The sequence below is a fragment of the Vibrio misgurnus genome (assembly GCF_029635775.1).
GTDB classification, from domain to species: domain Bacteria; phylum Pseudomonadota; class Gammaproteobacteria; order Enterobacterales; family Vibrionaceae; genus Vibrio; species Vibrio chanodichtyis.
This window is the reverse complement of the sequence record NZ_CP113241.1, coordinates 1,214,337-1,233,017: the sequence shown is the minus strand read 5'-3', so window position 1 is coordinate 1,233,017 and position 18,681 is coordinate 1,214,337. Positions and strand designations below refer to the sequence as shown.

The 18,681-nt window shown below is 44.6% G+C and carries 21 protein-coding genes; 17 read left to right on the top strand and 4 right to left on the bottom strand.

Annotated elements, in window-relative coordinates; genetic code table 11:
- Positions 1–51: 51 nt before the first annotated feature.
- Complete coding sequence (locus OOK74_RS05835; protein WP_278183236.1) at positions 52–1,701, bottom strand: Lon protease family protein; 1,650 nt, start codon at positions 1,699–1,701, stop codon at positions 52–54.
- Between the two features lie 160 nt (positions 1,702–1,861).
- On the opposite strand from OOK74_RS05835, the gene matP reads away from it, so the two are divergent.
- The 3 genes from matP to OOK74_RS05820 all read left to right on the top strand — a co-directional run bounded on the left by matP (position 1,862) and on the right by OOK74_RS05820 (position 3,103).
- On the top strand, positions 1,862–2,311 hold the full coding sequence (matP, locus tag OOK74_RS05830; RefSeq protein ID WP_274721873.1) for a macrodomain Ter protein MatP: 450 nt from the start codon (positions 1,862–1,864) through the stop codon (positions 2,309–2,311).
- A 10-nt stretch (positions 2,312–2,321) separates the two neighbouring features.
- A complete protein-coding gene (locus OOK74_RS05825) occupies positions 2,322–2,639 on the top strand; it encodes a DUF3634 family protein (RefSeq protein WP_274721874.1) in 318 nt (105 codons plus the stop codon).
- 131 nt (positions 2,640–2,770) lie between these two features.
- Positions 2,771–3,103, top strand: a complete 333-nt coding sequence (locus OOK74_RS05820; protein WP_274721875.1) for a hotdog family protein — start codon at positions 2,771–2,773, stop codon at positions 3,101–3,103.
- Positions 3,104–3,342: 239 nt separating this feature from the next.
- Here the strand turns inward: OOK74_RS05820 and OOK74_RS05815 are convergent, their stop codons facing one another.
- The gene (locus OOK74_RS05815; RefSeq protein ID WP_277206199.1) at positions 3,343–3,582 is read right to left on the bottom strand and encodes a hypothetical protein; all 240 of its coding nucleotides are present in this window, start codon (positions 3,580–3,582) and stop codon (positions 3,343–3,345) included.
- Between the two features lie 262 nt (positions 3,583–3,844).
- On the opposite strand from OOK74_RS05815, the gene ccoN reads away from it, so the two are divergent.
- From ccoN to ttcA, 11 genes are all read left to right on the top strand, one after another.
- The gene (gene ccoN / locus OOK74_RS05810; protein WP_278183235.1) at positions 3,845–5,281 is read left to right on the top strand and encodes a cytochrome-c oxidase, cbb3-type subunit I; all 1,437 of its coding nucleotides are present in this window, start codon (positions 3,845–3,847) and stop codon (positions 5,279–5,281) included.
- A gap of 4 nt (positions 5,282–5,285) precedes the next feature.
- A complete protein-coding gene (ccoO, locus tag OOK74_RS05805) occupies positions 5,286–5,900 on the top strand; it encodes a cytochrome-c oxidase, cbb3-type subunit II (RefSeq protein ID WP_278183234.1) in 615 nt (204 codons plus the stop codon).
- Positions 5,901–5,911: 11 nt separating this feature from the next.
- The gene (locus tag OOK74_RS05800; RefSeq protein ID WP_278183255.1) at positions 5,912–6,076 is read left to right on the top strand and encodes a cbb3-type cytochrome oxidase subunit 3; all 165 of its coding nucleotides are present in this window, start codon (positions 5,912–5,914) and stop codon (positions 6,074–6,076) included.
- Between the two features lie 6 nt (positions 6,077–6,082).
- Positions 6,083–7,063, top strand: coding sequence for a cytochrome-c oxidase, cbb3-type subunit III (ccoP, locus tag OOK74_RS05795; protein WP_278183233.1), 981 nt, complete (start codon positions 6,083–6,085; stop codon positions 7,061–7,063).
- 76 nt (positions 7,064–7,139) lie between these two features.
- On the top strand, positions 7,140–7,616 hold the full coding sequence (locus OOK74_RS05790) for a FixH family protein (protein WP_278183232.1): 477 nt from the start codon (positions 7,140–7,142) through the stop codon (positions 7,614–7,616).
- A 4-nt stretch (positions 7,617–7,620) separates the two neighbouring features.
- Positions 7,621–10,011, top strand: coding sequence for a heavy metal translocating P-type ATPase (locus OOK74_RS05785; protein WP_278183231.1), 2,391 nt, complete (start codon positions 7,621–7,623; stop codon positions 10,009–10,011).
- 3 nt (positions 10,012–10,014) lie between these two features.
- A complete protein-coding gene (gene ccoS, locus OOK74_RS05780) occupies positions 10,015–10,176 on the top strand; it encodes a cbb3-type cytochrome oxidase assembly protein CcoS (protein WP_278183230.1) in 162 nt (53 codons plus the stop codon).
- Complete coding sequence (locus OOK74_RS05775) at positions 10,176–10,850, top strand: sulfite exporter TauE/SafE family protein (RefSeq protein WP_278183229.1); 675 nt, start codon at positions 10,176–10,178, stop codon at positions 10,848–10,850. Before ccoS ends, OOK74_RS05775 begins: the two co-directional genes overlap by 1 nt.
- Positions 10,851–10,939: 89 nt before the next feature.
- Positions 10,940–11,692: a fumarate/nitrate reduction transcriptional regulator Fnr gene (fnr, locus tag OOK74_RS05770; RefSeq protein WP_274721883.1), complete on the top strand. Its 753-nt coding sequence runs from the start codon at positions 10,940–10,942 to the stop codon at positions 11,690–11,692.
- A gap of 128 nt (positions 11,693–11,820) precedes the next feature.
- Positions 11,821–12,768, top strand: a complete 948-nt coding sequence (uspE, locus tag OOK74_RS05765; protein ID WP_166013024.1) for a universal stress protein UspE — start codon at positions 11,821–11,823, stop codon at positions 12,766–12,768.
- Between the two features lie 135 nt (positions 12,769–12,903).
- Positions 12,904–13,836, top strand: coding sequence for a tRNA 2-thiocytidine(32) synthetase TtcA (ttcA, locus tag OOK74_RS05760; protein WP_274721884.1), 933 nt, complete (start codon positions 12,904–12,906; stop codon positions 13,834–13,836).
- A 129-nt stretch (positions 13,837–13,965) separates the two neighbouring features.
- Here the strand turns inward: ttcA and OOK74_RS05755 are convergent, their stop codons facing one another.
- Together OOK74_RS05755 and OOK74_RS05750 are read right to left on the bottom strand one after the other, a co-directional pair.
- Positions 13,966–14,757, bottom strand: coding sequence for a glucosaminidase domain-containing protein (locus tag OOK74_RS05755; RefSeq protein WP_278183228.1), 792 nt, complete (start codon positions 14,755–14,757; stop codon positions 13,966–13,968).
- The gene (locus OOK74_RS05750) at positions 14,750–15,556 is read right to left on the bottom strand and encodes a hypothetical protein (protein WP_277205890.1); all 807 of its coding nucleotides are present in this window, start codon (positions 15,554–15,556) and stop codon (positions 14,750–14,752) included. The genes OOK74_RS05755 and OOK74_RS05750 overlap by 8 nt, the downstream gene beginning before the upstream one ends.
- A 324-nt stretch (positions 15,557–15,880) precedes the next feature.
- Between OOK74_RS05750 and potA the strand changes: the two genes are divergently transcribed.
- The 3 genes from potA to potC are packed head-to-tail and all read left to right on the top strand — an operon-like array spanning position 15,881 to position 18,619.
- Positions 15,881–17,011: a spermidine/putrescine ABC transporter ATP-binding protein PotA gene (potA, locus tag OOK74_RS05745; protein WP_319946302.1), complete on the top strand. Its 1,131-nt coding sequence runs from the start codon at positions 15,881–15,883 to the stop codon at positions 17,009–17,011.
- On the top strand, positions 16,995–17,852 hold the full coding sequence (gene potB, locus OOK74_RS05740) for a spermidine/putrescine ABC transporter permease PotB (RefSeq protein WP_274721887.1): 858 nt from the start codon (positions 16,995–16,997) through the stop codon (positions 17,850–17,852). Before potA ends, potB begins: the two co-directional genes overlap by 17 nt.
- Positions 17,852–18,619: a spermidine/putrescine ABC transporter permease PotC gene (gene potC, locus OOK74_RS05735; protein WP_166013030.1), complete on the top strand. Its 768-nt coding sequence runs from the start codon at positions 17,852–17,854 to the stop codon at positions 18,617–18,619. The genes potB and potC overlap by 1 nt, the downstream gene beginning before the upstream one ends.
- The last annotated feature ends 62 nt before the right edge of the window (positions 18,620–18,681 follow it).

The window sequence follows — 18,681 nt, the reverse complement described above, 5'->3', positions numbered from 1 at the left end:
ATTTTTTGTTGGGTGCATCTTAGTGAACAGGTGTACGCCAAACAAGTCCGATCAGTGCCTGTCAAACCAGTTTTTGATCCGTTCGACAATTCCGTGTGGTTGCACAAGTTTTTCAAAATTATCAATTCGTTCCGCAATTTTTGCGATCACGCTGTCTTCATCTTCACCGCGGAAAGGTTTGCCCATCAGCAGTGGGATCGCCTCATCCACGGTAGAAACTGGCCAAATATGGAATTCACCATTCTTGATACTGGCCACCACTGATTTATGCAGCACCAAATGTTTCAGATTCGAACGCGGTAAAATGACCCCTTGTTGACCAGTTAAACCTTGATGACAACAAACTTGATAAAATCCTTCAATTTTTTCATTCAGACCACCGACCGCTTGCACACGCCCGAACTGATCCACCGCGCCAGTAACCGCAATCTGTTGATCAATCGGATATTCAGATAATGCACTGACCAGTGAACACAATTCTGCCAACGAAGCGCTATCGCCATCGACTTCACTGTAAGACTGTTCAAATACGACTGATGCAGAGAAGGGTAATGAGCCATCTAAATCCAAGGCGCTGCTGACAAAAGCTTGCATGATCATCATGCCTTTTGCATGCAAATTGCCACCTAATTCGACTTTACGTTCCACATCAGAAATATCGCCATCACCAAAGTGGATCACACAAGAAATCCGGGCTGGCTCGCCATAAGTCAATGGATGCCCAGCGACTTCAATGACGGTTAAGCCATTGACTTGGCCAACTTGTTCGCCTTGTGTTTCAATAATTACTTGGCCATCAAGAATGTCGTCTAACGCTCGTTCTGGCAGATAAGATTCACGTAAATAACGTTTATCTAGGGCCTGCTCAATATGCTCCGCAGTGATTGATTGATCTTGCACTTCCAAGCAAGCCTCTTCAAGCAGGGCTCGATGCCACATTAGGCAGAGTGGGGCATAATGCTGATCTTCGGTATAACGCGCACCAGCGGTCATCAGTGCTTGGATCGCATCTGTCGTTAGTGGTGGTAAATCAAATCGTTCACCTAACCAAACTAAATAAGCGAGATATTGTTCGATCGTGTGCTTATTAAGCTTTAAATCTAGCTCAAGTTCTGCAAATAAGCATAAACCGGCGTGGATATCGGCATCGAGAAAATCCACATCACCTAATTGAGTACGATCGCCAACCACGATCAATTTGAGATCATAACAAGTTGATTGAAGCTCAGAAATTGGCGATTTAGGATCGCAATTCATCGGAGCAACGGGGTCACCGAGTAGCGCTGCTTTCAATAGCGGCCAAGAGCGTGGATTGGCTAACAATAAATTAGCCGAGACAATCAGATATCCACCATTGGCTTGTGCAAGATAGCCTGAGATATGCTGAGTTAGCTGACCGTTTTCGGCTTTTACTTGGCCAAAAATCTCTGCCATATCTAACGTTTCGGTACTCAAAACCGGAACATCGGGCGCTTGCTCTAGCAACGCTTGTTTGAAAAATGTACGGTAAATGGAATTATCTGGCGCGTTAATCAACAAAATTCGGCTAAAACCACGCAGATGAACAAATTGCTCAAATGCACTGGCTAAGCGAGGTTGAATCTCGATCAGTGAAGTGGGCGCTAGGTTAGGGTAGTTTTCAAGAGCTTGGCTAAACTGCTCAAATTGAGGCGTTACACTGCGCCAGATGCTTTGGGTCATGAGATATCGAACTGATTGAAAAGAGCCAAATTATATCGAAAAAGCGCTCTAGCGAACAGCATTACTCAACAATGATCTCAGTCGCTTTTTTACAGGTCAGAATTGAAAGTTAAACTCGGCTGGGTTACGCTGTCACCATAGACAATAGGAAGTGGCTAGTATGAAATATCAACAGCTTGAAAACTTAGAATGTGGTTGGAAATGGCAATATCTCATCAACAAATGGAAAGATGGCCAAGCGATCACTCATTATATCGATCACAGTGAAATTGAATCCGCGGTTCAGAAACTGAAAGCGATTGAGCATGAACCTACCCAAGTGTTGATGTGGATTGAGCAGCATATGGCGCCAGAATTGGACAATAAGCTCAAGCAAGCGATTCGGGCCAAACGCAAACGCCACTTTAATGCAGAGCAAATTCATACCCGCAAGAAATCGATCGATTTAGATTATCGGGTATGGGAAAAGTTATCTCAGCGTGCCAACCAGTTAGGCTGTACCTTATCTGACGCCATTGAATACTTACTCAGTGAAGCATCGCGAAGCGAAAAAGCCAGCAAAACGGTGACTAGCTTAAAAGAAGATCTCAGTCGATTATTATCGGAATAAGGAAATGCACATGTTGTATGTCATATTGGTCGCAGCCATCATTATCTTTTGGTTAGTCGCGCTAGATAGACCAGTCTTAGTGGTAAATATCAAAAATGGACAACTGATAAACAGTAAAGGCCATTTACCACCGACTTTTAAACATAATTTACTGGATATCGCTCAGCACGAGCCATTCTCCGGTCGACTCAAAGTCTATCGACAAAGAACGGGAGCCAAACTGACATTTAGCAAATCTGTGCCGCGCAAAATTCAGCAGCGGATCCGTAATGTATTTCCACATCAAGGATTTGCCTCGTCCAATTCAATGTTAAAGAAAGGTCGCTAAGCCTGATTAACCGGCAACAGCCACATTGCATGAAAAGTCTGCTTGAGCCGAAAAATGGGCAAGTTCAAAGAAAACCAGCCAAGAAGTACGCTACATTTTGCTGGTTTATCTGAACCTGACGAGGTTATTGCATGAAATACTTATGGCCAGTGGTATTCTGTACAAGTCTTTTTTTCACTCATCAATCCGCCCAAGCGGATGATGCCGAGCTCAATCGAGTGGCAAAGAAAATCAAAACACAAATCGAGAAGTCGATGAAAAAAAGCAAGCCACGAACCAATGGCTATTGCGATGTTTTTATCGACCTTGATTATTCCCACACCAAACAAGCGGTAGTAAAGAAAGTGACCACCCGAGGTAACGATCAAATTTGCCAAGTCGCCACCAAAACCATCAAGATTGACAGTCAATATACTTATGACTGGCCAGAACGTCAGTTAAGAATCCACATTTCAACCAATTGATTAATAAGGAATTCATTGTAAAACACCCAAAATACAGGTGCGCATTATGTATATTATGTTAAAATTTGAATTGAGTGTAAGTTAGTACATCAACCATCCTCTTGCCTATGATACCCCCGCTGAAATGGGATTAAACATAATTGGATTTACCATAAAATAGCTAATAATCATATTTATCATTTAACAATGTTAAGTATGATCATTAGCCAAACACTTAGACCTGCCATGATGTTCAACAACTAGACTCTGTATTCTTGGTTGTGCTTGCTAGCGATGTCTCCTACTGCAGCAAGAATTACCACTCGTTTGTCATTTTGATCCCAATCTTGGCAAAATGCGCTGATTTGCCCAATCAAAGCTAACGACTTTGCTGAGCTACCCTCGTAGGAAAAAGTGCGCCATAAGAAAGCACAAACTAATACCGCCAAGGTGACGATGATTTGAATCAGTCGAGCTTTGGTGAGTTTTTCAACTGCCATGGATACTTGCTCCTGTGTAACAAACTTCAAAGTTTTGAAAAAAAGATAAAAAGCCAACAACACACAAAGTTATCACTCTGTCATTAAATTGTTAATTGAACTATATTCCCTGCTGAAATGCCGCTGAAAGATAAAATACAGCACCTAGGATCCATGCCTAAATCCGATTGCTTGCGCTGTTTTTACAATAAGTACCAATGGTTTTTCAAAACGGTTTTACTCATTCCATATTTGTAGTCAATTAAACATTGGAAACATGCAAATGAGCCAGCAAAAGCAGCTTGAACACGGCTACAACTATACCGTGGTTCGTCAATTCACCCTAGTGGCTATTCTCTGGGGGATCGTAGGTATGGGGATCGGTGTTTTAATTGCCGCTCAATTGGTTTGGCCACAGCTAAATTTTGATACGCCATGGTTAACCTATAGTCGCTTACGCCCGCTACATACTAATGCGGTGATTTTTGCATTTGGTACCAGCACTTTGTTTGCGGCGTCATATTATGTCGTGCAGCGCACTTGTCAAACTCGACTGTTTGGTGGGCCGCTGATCCCTTTTACGTTTTGGGGCTGGCAAGCCATTATTGTGTCGGCGGCCATCTCGTTACCTTTAGGTTACACCTCAGGTAAAGAATATGCCGAGCTAGAATGGCCGATTGATATTGCGATCACAGCAGTATGGGTCGCTTATGCCGTGGTATTTTTTGGCACTTTAGTCAAGCGAAAAACCTCGCACATTTATGTAGCTAACTGGTTTTTCGGGGCATTTATTCTAACCGTTGCGATATTACACATCGTCAATAGTATGGCTGTTCCGGTTGCATGGGGAAAATCCTATTCAATTTATGCGGGAGCGGTCGATGCCATGGTGCAATGGTGGTACGGCCATAATGCAGTTGGTTTCCTGCTCACTGCAGGTTTTCTGGGCATGATGTATTATTTTGTACCGAAACAAGCGGAACGTCCCGTCTACTCTTATCGTCTCTCGATTGTTCATTTTTGGGCGCTGATTTCACTGTACATTTGGGCCGGCCCACACCATCTACATTACACAGCACTTCCCGATTGGACCCAGTCTTTAGGTATGGTGATGTCACTGATACTGTTTGTGCCATCTTGGGGAGGAATGATCAATGGCATTATGACGCTCTCTGGAGCTTGGCATAAATTACGTTATGATCCGATTTTGCGTTTCTTGATTGTCTCTCTCTCATTCTATGGCATGTCGACGTTCGAAGGGCCAATGATGTCGATTAAAACCGTCAATGCCCTATCCCACTACACCGACTGGACGATTGGCCATGTTCACTCTGGCGCTTTAGGTTGGGTGGCGATGATCTCTATTGGCTCCATTTATCATTTGATCCCTCGTCTTTTTGATCAAGAACGTATGTATTCCATTGGCCTGATCAATGCCCATTTCTGGTTAGCAACCATAGGCACCGTTTTCTATATCGTTGCTATGTGGATTTCTGGGGTAATGCAAGGCTTAATGTGGCGCGCAGTCAACTCTGATGGCACGTTAACTTATAGTTTTGTCGAATCAGTCCAAGCATCTTATCCATTTTATACCGCCCGCTTTATTGGTGGCCTGATCTTCTTATCGGGAATGTTCTTAATGGCCTATAACACCTATAAAACCCTCTCTGCACCGAAACATAGTTTGAAAGCGATTGTCCACACAGCACAAGGAGAGTGAAGCCATGAGTTCAAAAAATCACCATGAATTTCTGGAACGTAATGTTGGCCTACTCGCTATTTTTATTATTTTTGCCATCAGTTGGGGAGCTTTGGTCGAGATTACTCCGCTGATTTTTCAAAAACAAACCACCGAACCAGTGCAAAACCTGCAACCGTATACGGCATTGCAGTTAGAAGGTCGTGATATTTATATCCGTGAAGGATGCAATGTATGCCACAGTCAAATGGTCCGTCCATTTCGTTCGGAAACCGAGCGCTATGGTCATTACTCTGTCGCGGGCGAAAGTGTCTGGGAACACCCTTTTTTATGGGGTTCTAAAAGAACCGGACCAGATTTAGCTCGTGTCGGTGGGCGTTATTCTGATCAATGGCATCGGGTACATTTGCTCAATCCGCGTGAGCTGGTCCCTGAATCCAATATGCCCGCTTTTCCTTGGTTAGCCAAAAACCTGCTAGATGGTCAGATCACGCCACAAAAAATGACCCTATTTCGTGATCAATTTGGTGTGCCCTATACCGATCAACAAATCGCCAGCGCAAGCCAAGATGTGCAAGGTAAAACGGAGATGGATGCCATCATTGCCTACCTACAGTCGCTTGGCCATGCAATGAAATAATGGAGCTCATGATGGATATTACTACTCTTCACACGATTTGGACCGTAGTGCTGCTGATCTGCTTTGTTGGCGTAATTTGGTGGGCTTATGGTCGCCAACGTAAGGCGCGTTTTGATGAAGCAGCCAACCTGATCTTTGATGATGAAGAGCAACCTAGCTCTAACAACAAGGAGTAACTCGGCATGACGACATTCTGGAGCCTGTGGATCATCCTGATCACGATTGGCACTTTGCTCGGTTGCGCAGCTTTGCTTATCTGGTGCCTCAAGGACAACACGGGGGTGAAAGAAGGCGTTGATATGGGGCATGAATACGATGGGATCCGTGAGCTAAACAATCCGCTGCCCAAATGGTGGGTTTATCTGTTTATCGCCACGTTCATTTTCGCGGCAATTTATCTTGCCCTCTACCCCGGCTTAGGCAGTTTTCAAGGTATGCTTGGTTGGCAAAGTTCTGATCAAACTGTGCGTTCAGTTGAAGATTCTCGAGCTTCCATCGCTAGTGCCCAACAAAATCGGCAGTTAGTGCAATATTCCAAAGAGATGGGCGATGCGAAAGCTTACTATGGTCAAGCTTTCAAGCGGTTAGCTTATCAAGATGATACGAATAACCTGCGCGAGCTGCCTGCTATCGCGGCGGACAGTGAAGCACTCAAAGTCGGCCAACGTTTGTTTTTACAAAACTGTTCGCAATGCCATGGTTCTGATGCCCGAGGCCAAATTGGCTTTCCTAATCTGACCGATCAAGCTTGGCTGTATGGTGGTGAGCCGCAAGCCATTATTACCACGATTCGCCATGGCCGAGTTGGACAGATGCCCGCTTGGCTGGATATTTTGGGTGAACAAGGTGTGCAAGAGGTAGTCAGTTATGCACTGAGTTTATCCGGGCGCTCGGTAAATGCGAAGGAAGCCGCTGCAGGTAAAGTACGCTTTGCGGTCTGTGCAGCTTGCCATGGAGCGGACGGTAAAGGTAATCCTGCCTTTGGTGCACCGAATCTCACCGATAATGATTGGCTATATGGCGATGCTCGGGCCGATGTGACCGCCACGGTTATGTATGGACGTTCCGGTGTGATGCCTGCGTGGAATGACATCCTCGGTGAAGATAAAATTCAGCTTGTTGCCGCTTATGTGTGGAGCCTAAGCAATCCCGATAACCAATAAGATGGGAATGATTTCCCTTGGTTTGCTGGCGATTACTGGTGTGTCTTAGTGTGTTTTCATCGTAGAGAATTTGCTTATGGTTACAGCTTGGTATAAACAATTTTGGCCTTGGTTCTTAATTATTCTGCCTCTTAGCGTGGTGATTTGGACGCTGGTCACGGTGATGATTTTTGCTCATCATCCGGTGTCGTTAGTAACGGAGGATTACTACAAAAAAGGCAAAGCAATTAATCTCGATCTTAGTAAAGTCAAGGTAGCACAAGCGTTGCAGCTACAGGCCACAGTTTACTCACAAGAAACAGAAGTTATCATCCAGCTTGATAAAGGCCAGCTTAGCTATTTTCCGGCCCTGCAAGCGTTGTTTGCTCATCGCACCCTCGCTGAGCGAGACTTTTCTAAGCTGCTGACTGCCGATGCCAAGGGTGTTTATCGTCTAAAATTGGATACCGAACTGCAAGGCCCGTGGTTTATTGAACTGACTCCTCATGATCAGCAATGGCTGATCCAAGGCCGCGTGACCTTTCCTGCATCATCAACCCGCTTGATGAACTAACACCATGAATATTAACTGTTACCACTGCGGTGAGAGCATTCCTACTAACACCAATTTTCACGTTAAAATTTTAGGTGAAAATCGCAACATGTGTTGCCCAGGCTGCCAAAGCGTAGCACAAACCATTGTTGATCATGGTTTAGTGGCTTACTACCAGTTTCGCACAGCCACAGCGGAAAAAGTCGCCCTGGTACCCGAACAACTGAAGGCTTTGCTTCACTACGATGATCCCGATGTGCAAATAGAGTTTGTTCGTGATCAGCAAAATTGCGCCGAAGTGACATTGTCACTCGATGGAATCTCTTGTGCTGCCTGTGCTTGGTTAATTGAAAAACAGATCCAAGCACAACCGGGGGTACTGGCAATCAGGGTCAACACGACCACTAATCGAGCACTGCTCAGTTGGGATCGCCACCAAACCCAGCTCAGTCAGGTTTTAGCTCAAATCCATCAATTAGGCTACCAAGCTGCCCCTTTTGAAGCCGATCAGCATGAAGCAAACTACCATAATGCCATGCAAGCCTATCTGTATCGGCTTGGTATTGCAGGATTGGCGAGTATGCAAGTGATGATGTTGGCCGTCGCCCTCTATTTAGAGACGTTTGGTGATCTTGACGCTGAGTTTAAACACTACTTTCGCTGGGTCAGTTTGATTTTTGCCACACCCGTTTTACTCTATTCAGCTCAACCCTTTTATATCAATGCTTGGCGCAGTTTACGCGGCAAAACATTAGGTATGGATGTTCCAGTATCTCTGGCGCTGATTTTTGCTTATGTAGCAAGCTTGGTTGCCACCGTGACTCAGCAAGGCGAGGTTTTTTTTGAATCAATCTCGATGTTTACTTTCTTCTTATTAGTCGGCCGATTTTTAGAAATGCGCGCTAGGCGCAAAGCTGCGGCAGCCAGTGGTAATCTACTCAAACTGATCCCAGCACTAGCAACTACACTGGATGGAAAACAAGTGGCGGTTAAAATGCTCAAACCCGGTGACACGGTGCGAGTTCTACCTGGTCAGCACATTCCGGCCGATGGCGAGATCATAAATCAGCGAGTATATATTGACGAATCAATGTTGACAGGTGAATCGATTCCAGTCATCAAGCATCCCGGTGATGGCGTTTTTGCTGGCACCTTAAATGGTGATGAATCGTTTGATTTACGCGTCACGGCAAGCAAAGCCGATTCAGTGATCTCACAGATTGTGATGCTACAAGATAGCGCTCAATCCTCCAAACCGAAAATCGCTGAACTTGCCGATATTGTCGCCCGCTATTTCGTTGCGATAATTCTTATTATTGCCGCCGCAACTTGGCTGTATTGGCACTACGTACAACCTGATGATGCTTTTTGGATCATGCTATCCGTGTTAGTTGTCACCTGCCCTTGTGCTCTTTCCCTCGCAACGCCCACCGCCTTAACCTGTGCCACATCGAGCCTCAGTACCATGGGGATCATGCTGCGTAAAAGTCACGTTTTCGAAACACTGTGTAAAGTCAATCAACTGGTCATCGATAAAACCGGAACCCTAACCCATGGTCATATAGAGATTGATCGTATCGAGACTTGGCACACCTTTACCCAACAGCAATGTCTGGCACTCGCGGCCGAATTAGAGAGTTACGCCAACCACCCCATAGCCAAAGCTTTTGCCCGCTATAAAACCAATCATGTTGCACTCACTGCGGTACACAACATTATCGGTAGCGGTATTGAAGCGATTTATCAGAACAAAACGCTCAAAATCGGCAGCGCTGAGTTTGCATTAGGCTCCATACCCGCTAATTCACCACCATCTAATCGTGCTGTTAACGGTATATGGTTATCTTTCGATGGCCAACATATCGCGACGTTTCATTATCAAGATCCGATCCGCCAACAAGCCAAACCGTTGATTGAAAAATTTCATCAAGCTGGTATCAGCATTACCTTATTGACCGGAGACTCGCTAACCAACGCGCAAACTGTGGCTAATCAGCTACATATCGATACCATCATTGCGCAAGCCAAACCAGAAGCAAAACTAGCCTATCTACAACAATTGAATAAAACCGGCGTAACGATGATGGTTGGTGATGGGATCAATGATGCCCCAACACTAGCCGGAGCTCATCTTTCAGTAGCCATGGGCGGCGGAACCGACATCGCCAAAGCCTCGGCGGATATGATTCTGATGGGTGATCGTTTAGATAAGTTACTGGCAGCCAGAGCGCTAGCCATCAAAACGCGCAATATTATTCGTGAAAACTTAGCATGGTCATTAGGCTATAACGCCATCATTTTACCGCTCGCCATCGCTGGGCTCATTGCGCCCTATATTGCGGTAATTGGAATGTCGGCCAGCTCGATGATTGTGGTGGCCAATTCACTGCGTTTGCTAAATCAAAAAGGGAACTAGCCGATGGAAAGCTTATATTTACTGATCCCGATTGCGATCGGGCTGGTTTGCATCGCGGTAGCCATTTTTATCTGGGCCGTTAATCATCAACAATTTGAAGATCTCGAACGTCAAGGGCATAACATTTTATTTGAAGATGATAACAGCACTAATAAGGAGCAATAGTGAATCTGGATCTCTTAGGCGCTTGGGTTATCGGCTTACTTGGCGCTGGTCATTGTCTTGGAATGTGTGGTGGGATCAGTGCTCTTTTGACACTCAATCAACCCCGTCCCTCAGCAATGATTCTACTATGGTATAATTTTGGCCGCTTACTCAGCTATGCTCTGTTCGGAGGCCTAATCGGCGGCACGGTGGCCACATTTAGCTCGCTGATCAATCTTCAAACCAGTTTGATTTGGCTCAGAATCATCGCCGCCATCTTAATGATCACCTTAGGTTTATACGTGGGACGCTGGTGGTTTGGTTTGCTCTGGCTAGAAAAACTTGGGCAAAAATTATGGCCTTGGATCGCTCCTTACGCCAAAGTACTATTGCCACTCAAACAGCCATGGCACGCTTTACCTTTTGGCTTCATGTGGGGCTGGCTACCGTGCGGCTTAGTTTACTCCATGTTAACTTGGTCAGCTGTCGCGGGAAGCTTCTCACAAGGCGCACTAATTATGTTGGCTTTTGGTTTCGGTACGCTGCCAGCCATGCTTGCCAGTGGCTGGGGCATAACCCGAATAACTCATTGGCAAAACAACCAGTTATTTCGCCAGTGCGCGGCATTAATGCTCATCCTCTATGGCATCTACACCGCCTATAACGCCACAATACTTCTACTCATCCACAGTTAATCCTTTCACTATCGCCGATGTATTTAGACTACCCTTTAGAGTTAAGCAATGATAAAATATTGACGTACATCAATTAGTGAAAGGTTGTTATGATTTCTGAAAAGCCTGCTGCAAAGCGCATCCAATCGGGTGGTTGCGCGATTCACTGCCAAGATTGCAGTATTAGCCAGCTGTGTATCCCTTTTACCTTGAATGAGTCTGAGCTTGACCAACTTGACCAGATCATCGAGCGCAAAAAACCCATTCAGAAAGGTCAGGAGCTATTTAAAGCAGGTGATGAACTGAGATCACTTTACGCGATTCGTTCTGGAACAATAAAAAGTTACACCATCACCGAACAAGGCGATGAACAGATCACTGCTTTCCACTTAGCCGGTGATTTAGTCGGTTTTGATGCGATTACCGAAGATCGACACCCTAGCTTTGCTCAAGCGTTAGAAACCTCAATGGTTTGTGAAATTCCTTACGAAATATTAGATGATCTTTCCGGTAAAATGCCGAAACTACGCCAACAAATCATGCGCTTAATGAGTAGTGAAATTAAAGGCGATCAGGAAATGATCCTGCTGCTCTCTAAGAAAAATGCCGAAGAGCGTTTGGCGGCATTTTTATACAACCTTTCTACTCGTTTTTCTCAGCGGGGTTTTAGCCCAAGAGAGTTTCGCCTCACGATGACCCGTGGCGATATTGGTAACTATCTAGGTTTGACGGTTGAAACGATCAGCCGTTTGTTAGGTCGCTTCCAAAAATCAGAAATCCTTAGCGTTAAAGGCAAATACATCACTATTCTCAATCATGCAGAATTGATGGAATTAGCCGGTGTTTCTAAAGAAACTAAGTAACATCAATGATGTAGCTCTTGATGAGCTACATCATACTTCTTGGAAATAGTGACGTACTGACTAAAACTCTGCTCATAACTACGCTAAAGTTAAGTGAACAAACCTCCTCACTGGACAAGGAGTTTCTTATGAGTATTTACAGTAAAATTCTTGTAGTGGCCGACATCAACCACGATGAGCAACCCGCTTTAGCTCGGGCAATGCAGTTGGCACAAAAATCCACCTCAACCAGCCACATCACGTTCTTCCTATCGATTTACGATTTTTCTTACGACATGACGTCAATGCTGTCTTTAGAAGAGCGGGATGCCATGCGCAGAGGTGTCATTCAGCAGCGGGAACATTGGATGCGTTCGATTGCTGAGCCCTATCTCGATCCATCCGTTCAGTTTGAAATTAAAGTGGTATGGCACAATCGTCCTTATGAAGCGATTATTGGTGAAGTTTTTGCCGGTGAACACGATATTCTGATCAAAGCGACCCGTAAACATGACATGCTTGAGTCAGTCATTTTTACCCCCACCGACTGGCATTTAATGCGAAAATGTCCAACGCCGGTGCTACTAGTCAAAAATGCCGACTGGCCAGAAAATGCCAGTATTATTGCATCAGTCCATGTCGGATCTGAAATCGATACCCATATTGATTTGAATGATCGGATGGTTAAGCAACTGCTCAACCTTAGTCAAACGCTCGGTGCGACGCCTTATCTGGTTAACGCTTATCCAGTGACTCCGGTGAACATCACTATTGAGCTGCCTGAATTTGATCCTGCAACTTATACCGATACCGTGCGTGGTTATCATCTCACCGCGATGAAAGCTCTGCGTCAAAAACATGGACTCAGTGAAGAACAGACTCTGGTTCAGCAAGGGTTACCGGAAGATGTGATCCCAGATGCCGCGAAGCAGCTCAATGCCGCCATGGTGATCTTAGGTACCACGGGGCGAACCGGTCTTTCTGCGGTATTTATCGGTAATACCGCTGAGCAGGTGATCGATAAAATCAATTGTGATGTGCTTGCACTAAAGCCTCATGGCTATGTCAGCCCTCTTGATCCACAAACTGCCATCTAAATTTCGCAAAGTCTTATATCCCAGCCACAATGGCTGGGATTTTTTAGCGGTTAATGGTGATTGAACTAGTATCTAGCCTATTTATCCGTATTATACGCACTTCATTTTTTGTTCTGAGATTTAAGATAGCAAGCCATGACAGCGCAAACTCCAGAGTTCACCAAAGCTCAACAATACAATTTTAATAAATTGCAAAAGCGTATTCGTCGCAATACCGGTCAAGCGATTGCAGACTTTAACATGATTGAAGATGGCGATCGGATTATGGTGTGTCTGTCCGGAGGTAAAGACAGCTTTACCATGCTGGAAATTTTGATGAGCTTACAAAAAAGCGCGCCAATCTCGTTTGAACTGGTGGCGGTGAATCTTGACCAAAAGCAGCCGGGTTTTCCTGGTCATATTCTGCCAGAATATTTAGCCAGTTTAGGTATCGAATATAAAATCGTTGAAGAAGATACTTACTCCATCGTGCAGGACAAAGTGCCAGAGGGAAAAACCACCTGTGCCCTTTGTTCACGCTTGCGCCGTGGTATTTTATACCGTACCGCCAAAGAGTTAGGTGCGACCAAAATTGCCCTTGGTCATCACCGCGATGATATTTTGGAAACCTTGTTCTTGAACATGTTCTACGGCGGCAAAATGAAAGGTATGCCACCGAAATTAGTTTCCGATAATGGTGAACATGTGGTGATCCGCCCTCTCGCTTATTGCCGTGAGAAAGACATCATTAAATACTCGGAGATGCGCAGCTACCCGATCATTCCTTGTAACCTGTGCGGCTCACAGCCGAATCTACAACGCCAAGTGATCAAGCAGATGCTCAATGATTGGGATAAACGTTTCCCGGGCCGTATCGAAACCATGTTTCGAGCGATGCAAAATGTGGTTCCTAGCCATCTGGCCGATTTCGAATTGTTTGATTTTAAGTCAATCACCAAAGATTCTGGCGTGATCAATGGCGGTGATATTGGCTTTGATAAAGAAGAAATTGCCCCAGTATCAATTGATGATGAAGATATTGTGACTGAGTTTGACCCTGCCCTGCAATTGGATGTGACCAATCTGTAAAACAACTCATCGTTAAATACTTTCAATCATTCAGGCTGCCAAATTGGCAGCCTAAATTATTTTAGATTGAAGCCTATCGGTTTATTCTTGCCTCTGGCAGAGAAGGTAATTCACGTAAAGCTGGCATCTCTAATTCACACTAAAATACTGTTGATTGGATGACATCATAGCTTGTAAATCTTGCACATAAGCTTCTCTACGTTCTGAGTATTTCAGCAGACCATAACTCATCGCATACGCACTTTGATCAGTGATAGGATTGATTCTTTGCTGGCGCAGTCGTAAACGAATTTCTCGTAACTCTTGATAGGCTTTATGACGGTTAACATTCATAAAGTAACCTCGAATTGAGTCTTGAACCGAATCAAATTTCGCCACTTCATGCGTTGAGCCAGAGGAACGGGCTAAAGGGATCACCCCACACCCCGGACGATAGCACCACTGTCCAAAATAGTTATTCGCCTCACGAGCAAATCTTGACGTGCCCCACGCCGATTCATTAGCAGCCTGTGTTAATACCAGAGCCTCGGGGATCACATCAACCCGTAATAACATCTCATGTAGCCATGCTTGATCAATCTTGCCCTCTGGCAGTTCAACCCAATAAGTCTTGGCTAAGTGCTGGGCTTGCTTTAAATGCTCAGATGAAACTTGCCCTGCCGAAAACTCTTTTTGTATCCGTTTCAAAATTGCCCGCTGTTGTAAGATCCGCGAGTTCTCGTATAGCACCCCGGGTTTTAAATAACCAAACAGCGCCTCTTTGCGTTGCGGAATATCATTAATTAAAGAAAAATCCGGTGCGACCCCGATAGCTTCACCTTTTAACGGTGGTAATTTTTGTGGCTGAGTGTACTTTTCAAAGTGATAAACACCAAATACTGCAATTAAAACAATAAACAAAGAAATCAATATATTACGCATCAAACACTCCGGATTGCGATTGGCTAGTTTGTGGACCCGGCTGAGATTGACCAGTAGCAATAATTTTTAAACGAATGCCGAACATATTGCGATAAATGATCCCTTTAACATGGAAAAAGAACGGCAAAAATAGCACTAAACCAATTCCGTATAGAAAAACAGCCAGCATAAACAGCAGCATCAAGATTGAGTAAATCGCAATTAACGGGAAAATTTTCTTATTCACGGAGCGCAGTGATAGCAGTAACGACTGCATCGGTGGCACTTTTTTATCGCAGATCAGTAGTAGCGAATTACTAAATGCGATCGATAAATACATCGAAACAAAGGGTAACAGCATTCCAGCCACAGCTTGTAACAATAAACTGAACAAGGTCGCCAAAATGACCGGTACGGTAAATTGCAAGCCTTTGCTGATATGACGAGTGTGCGTACTTAATCCGGCCGCGTGACTCATTGCCATAAGGCAGATCCCAGCGTAAATTGGTGCGCTGATCACCTCATAACTAAAGTTGGCAATAAATACCGCTTGGATCAGTCCGCTAGGTACAGTGCCACCTTGTTCAAAGATCGACAACAACACCGAGAGATCACCAATCTGCCATTTAAATGCAAAATAAAAGATAGCCAACTGCAAGATCAGCAGTAAAAAAATGGCGGGCGTGAAGTTAATAAAGTGTTTAAGCGTCATGCCCCATGCTTCTTTGAGTACATCACCCACTTTTAACTCATAACTTCCCGATAGCGCTCTGTCTATCGAACCGCCAAGATTAAACTCTTGTTCCCTATCGTTATTCATAAAATGCCCTAGTTGGGTCGAAGGCGCGAATAACGTCACGCTTCAACATAAAAATTGAATTCATTATACTGAAATCAAGCTCAGGCTAAAATCAGATTACCAATATCGTCTTGCATTCTAGTCGATATGATTGATAATTAAGCAATTGATAGCATTGAGAGTTAAGTAAAATCAGTAGGCTAGCCAACGTGAGTGGAAACTGGCAAAAACTTTTCGGTTTCAAGGTAAGAAAAACACTTTGAAATCGTGCTCTTGGTGTTTATGATGCGCCCCTTATTTTTGTTTAACTACAGGTCTAACAAGTAGAATCGTCTACGGACCAAGGTGGGAGAAATACAGACGTTGAACGAACAACATTCAGTAGGAAAGCCAGTCATTCGTTTATCTGGCATTAGCAAAAGTTTCGATGGTAAGGAAATCATTGGTAACCTAAATCTTGATGTGAATCATGGCGAATTCTTAACTATTCTCGGTCCATCGGGCTGTGGTAAAACGACAGTGTTAAGAATGATTGCTGGTTTTGAAACGGCAGATCAAGGTCAGATCCTGCTCGATGATCAAGACGTTACTCAAGTTCCTGCTGAACAACGACACGTCAATACGGTCTTCCAAAGCTATGCCTTGTTCCCGCACATGACCGTATTTGAAAATGTGGCGTTTGGCCTGCGCATGCAAAAAGTTCCAAACAGCGAGATCGAGCCACGTGTAATGGAGGCTTTACGCATGGTGCGCCTGGCCGAAATGGCTCAGCGTAAACCGCATCAGCTCTCTGGCGGCCAACAACAACGTATTGCTATTGCACGTGCGGTGGTCAACAAGCCTAAAGTGCTGCTACTCGACGAATCGCTTTCGGCTTTGGATTACAAACTGCGTAAACAGATGCAGAGTGAACTGAAGCAACTGCAACGCCAATTAGGCATCACCTTTATTTTCGTGACTCACGATCAAGAAGAAGCTCTGTCAATGTCAGACCGCATTATTGTTATGCGTGCCGGCAAAATTGAACAAGATGGTTCACCACGTGAAATCTACGAAGACCCTAAAAACTTGTTTGTGGCGCGCTTCATCGGCGAAATTAACGTATTCCAAGCAACGACATTAGACCGTATTGATGAAAAACGCATTCGCGTGGATATCGAAGGGGTTGAGTCGATTGTTTATTACCAAGATGAAGTGAAAGCGGGTGATAAGCTGCAAGTGCTGCTCCGCCCTGAAGACTTACGTATCGAAGAAATTAAAGAGTCCGAAGAAAAAGGTATTGTCGGTCACGTGACGGATCGTACCTACAAAGGTATGACTCTGGAATCGGTCGTCGAGCTGGAATCCGGTATGTGTGTTATGGTCAGCGAATTTTTCAACGAAGATGATCCTGATGTTGATCACTCTATCGGACAGAAAGTTGCCATCACTTGGGTTGAAAGCTGGGAGGTGGTCCTCAATGAGCAAAAAGCTTAATCTGCAAAACGCGATCATTACCTTAATTGTTGGTTGGCTAGTGCTGTTTGTGCTAGCGCCTAACCTAATGATCATTGGTACCAGTTTTCTGACCCGTGATGAAGCAAATCTGATTAAATTTGTTTTCACTTTTGATAACTATACACGCTTGCTTGATCCGCTATACGGCAAAGTCATGCTGCACTCGTTCTATATGGCGATTGTGGCAACCTTGATCTGTCTTGTGATTGGTTACCCTTTTGCCTACATAGTGGCCAAAATGCCCGCCAACTGGCGACCATTTATGCTGTTTCTGGTGATTGTACCTTTCTGGACTAACTCACTGATCCGCACATACGGCTTAAAAATTGTGCTCGGCACACAAGGTATTCTCAACCAAGCCTTAATGTCGCTCGGACTGATTGATTCGCCGATCCGCATTATGTTTACTGAAACGGCGGTAATGATTGGTCTGGTTTACATTTTATTGCCATTTATGATCTTACCGCTCTACTCTGCTATCGAAAAATTAGATGGCACTTATATTGAAGCGGCGCGCGATCTGGGTGCCAACAAATTGCAAACCTTAATTCGCGTGATTTTGCCTCTCACTATGCCTGGCATTATCGGCGGTTGTTTATTGGTTCTGTTACCTGCTCTTGGCATGTTCTACATTGCCGATTTATTAGGTGGTGCGAAAAACCTCTTGATTGGTAACGTGATCAAGAGCCAAGTGCTCAATGCACGTGACTGGCCATTTGGTGCGGCCACCAGTATTGCTCTAACACTGGCCATGGCCATCATGTTATATGCTTACTACCGGGCGGGTAAACTATTGAATAAGAAGGTGGAGCTAGACTAATGGGACGTTCAATTAGATTTAGCTTTATGAGTTTAGTGTACTTGTTTTTGTACCTGCCAATCATTGTGTTGATTGCAAACTCATTTAATGACAACAAGTTTGGTATCAAATGGGGTGGTTTTACCACCAAGTGGTATCACGCGCTGATGAATAACGACAGCTTAATGCAAGCGGCTTGGCACTCACTCAATATTGCGGTGTTTTCTGCGACGGCGGCAACCTTGATTGGTAGTTTAACTGCGGTGGCTCTATTCCGTTACCAGTTCAAAGGTAAAAAAATCGTCAGTGGCATGCTGTTTGTAGTGATGATGTCACCCGATATTGTGATGGCGATTTCACTGCTTGCGTTGTTCTTAGTCATGGGTGCCAAACTGGGTTTCCTTACTCTGTTGATTGCACACATCACCTTCTGTTTACCTTTTGTAGTGGTGAGTGTGTATACGCGACTTAACGGTTTTGATGTCAAAATGCTGGAAGCAGCCAAAGATCTCGGTGCTGGAGAATGGGTTATACTTAAGAAGATCATTCTACCTTTGGCAAAACCTGCGGTGGCGGCTGGCTGGTTACTCAGCTTTACCCTATCGCTGGATGATGTGATTATCAGTTCGTTTGTGACTGGGCCGACCTATGAAATTCTACCATTGAAGATTTATTCCATGGTTAAAGTTGGCATATCACCAGAAGTGAACGCACTGGCGACCGTCATGTTAGTCGTGTCATTGACTCTTGTTATCCTTTCGCAGTTGTTAGCAAGAGAAAAAAATTGATATCCTTTGGGATATACGCGAAACAGAATGATAGGAGTCATTCTGTTTTTCTTTGTAACGCC

Excerpts from the sequence above, each read along its gene's own strand:
- ccoS (WP_278183230.1), top strand. The coding sequence starts at position 10,015 with ATGGAAAGCTTATATTTACTGATCCCGATTGCGATCGGGCTGGTTTGC.
- potC (WP_166013030.1), top strand. The coding sequence starts at position 17,852 with ATGGGACGTTCAATTAGATTTAGCTTTATGAGTTTAGTGTACTTGTTT.
- ccoO (WP_278183234.1), top strand. The coding sequence starts at position 5,286 with ATGAGTTCAAAAAATCACCATGAATTTCTGGAACGTAATGTTGGCCTA.
- OOK74_RS05835 (WP_278183236.1), bottom strand. The coding sequence starts at position 1,701 with ATGACCCAAAGCATCTGGCGCAGTGTAACGCCTCAATTTGAGCAGTTT.
- OOK74_RS05820 (WP_274721875.1), top strand. The coding sequence starts at position 2,771 with ATGAAATACTTATGGCCAGTGGTATTCTGTACAAGTCTTTTTTTCACT.
- uspE (WP_166013024.1), top strand. The coding sequence starts at position 11,821 with ATGAGTATTTACAGTAAAATTCTTGTAGTGGCCGACATCAACCACGAT.
- matP (WP_274721873.1), top strand. The coding sequence starts at position 1,862 with ATGAAATATCAACAGCTTGAAAACTTAGAATGTGGTTGGAAATGGCAA.
- OOK74_RS05815 (WP_277206199.1), bottom strand. The coding sequence starts at position 3,582 with ATGGCAGTTGAAAAACTCACCAAAGCTCGACTGATTCAAATCATCGTC.
- OOK74_RS05785 (WP_278183231.1), top strand. The coding sequence starts at position 7,621 with ATGAATATTAACTGTTACCACTGCGGTGAGAGCATTCCTACTAACACC.
- ccoN (WP_278183235.1), top strand. The coding sequence starts at position 3,845 with ATGAGCCAGCAAAAGCAGCTTGAACACGGCTACAACTATACCGTGGTT.
- OOK74_RS05790 (WP_278183232.1), top strand. The coding sequence starts at position 7,140 with ATGGTTACAGCTTGGTATAAACAATTTTGGCCTTGGTTCTTAATTATT.
- potB (WP_274721887.1), top strand. The coding sequence starts at position 16,995 with ATGAGCAAAAAGCTTAATCTGCAAAACGCGATCATTACCTTAATTGTT.
- OOK74_RS05825 (WP_274721874.1), top strand. The coding sequence starts at position 2,322 with ATGTTGTATGTCATATTGGTCGCAGCCATCATTATCTTTTGGTTAGTC.
- OOK74_RS05755 (WP_278183228.1), bottom strand. The coding sequence starts at position 14,757 with ATGCGTAATATATTGATTTCTTTGTTTATTGTTTTAATTGCAGTATTT.
- OOK74_RS05750 (WP_277205890.1), bottom strand. The coding sequence starts at position 15,556 with ATGAATAACGATAGGGAACAAGAGTTTAATCTTGGCGGTTCGATAGAC.
- ttcA (WP_274721884.1), top strand. The coding sequence starts at position 12,904 with ATGACAGCGCAAACTCCAGAGTTCACCAAAGCTCAACAATACAATTTT.
- ccoP (WP_278183233.1), top strand. The coding sequence starts at position 6,083 with ATGACGACATTCTGGAGCCTGTGGATCATCCTGATCACGATTGGCACT.
- fnr (WP_274721883.1), top strand. The coding sequence starts at position 10,940 with ATGATTTCTGAAAAGCCTGCTGCAAAGCGCATCCAATCGGGTGGTTGC.
- OOK74_RS05800 (WP_278183255.1), top strand. The coding sequence starts at position 5,912 with ATGGATATTACTACTCTTCACACGATTTGGACCGTAGTGCTGCTGATC.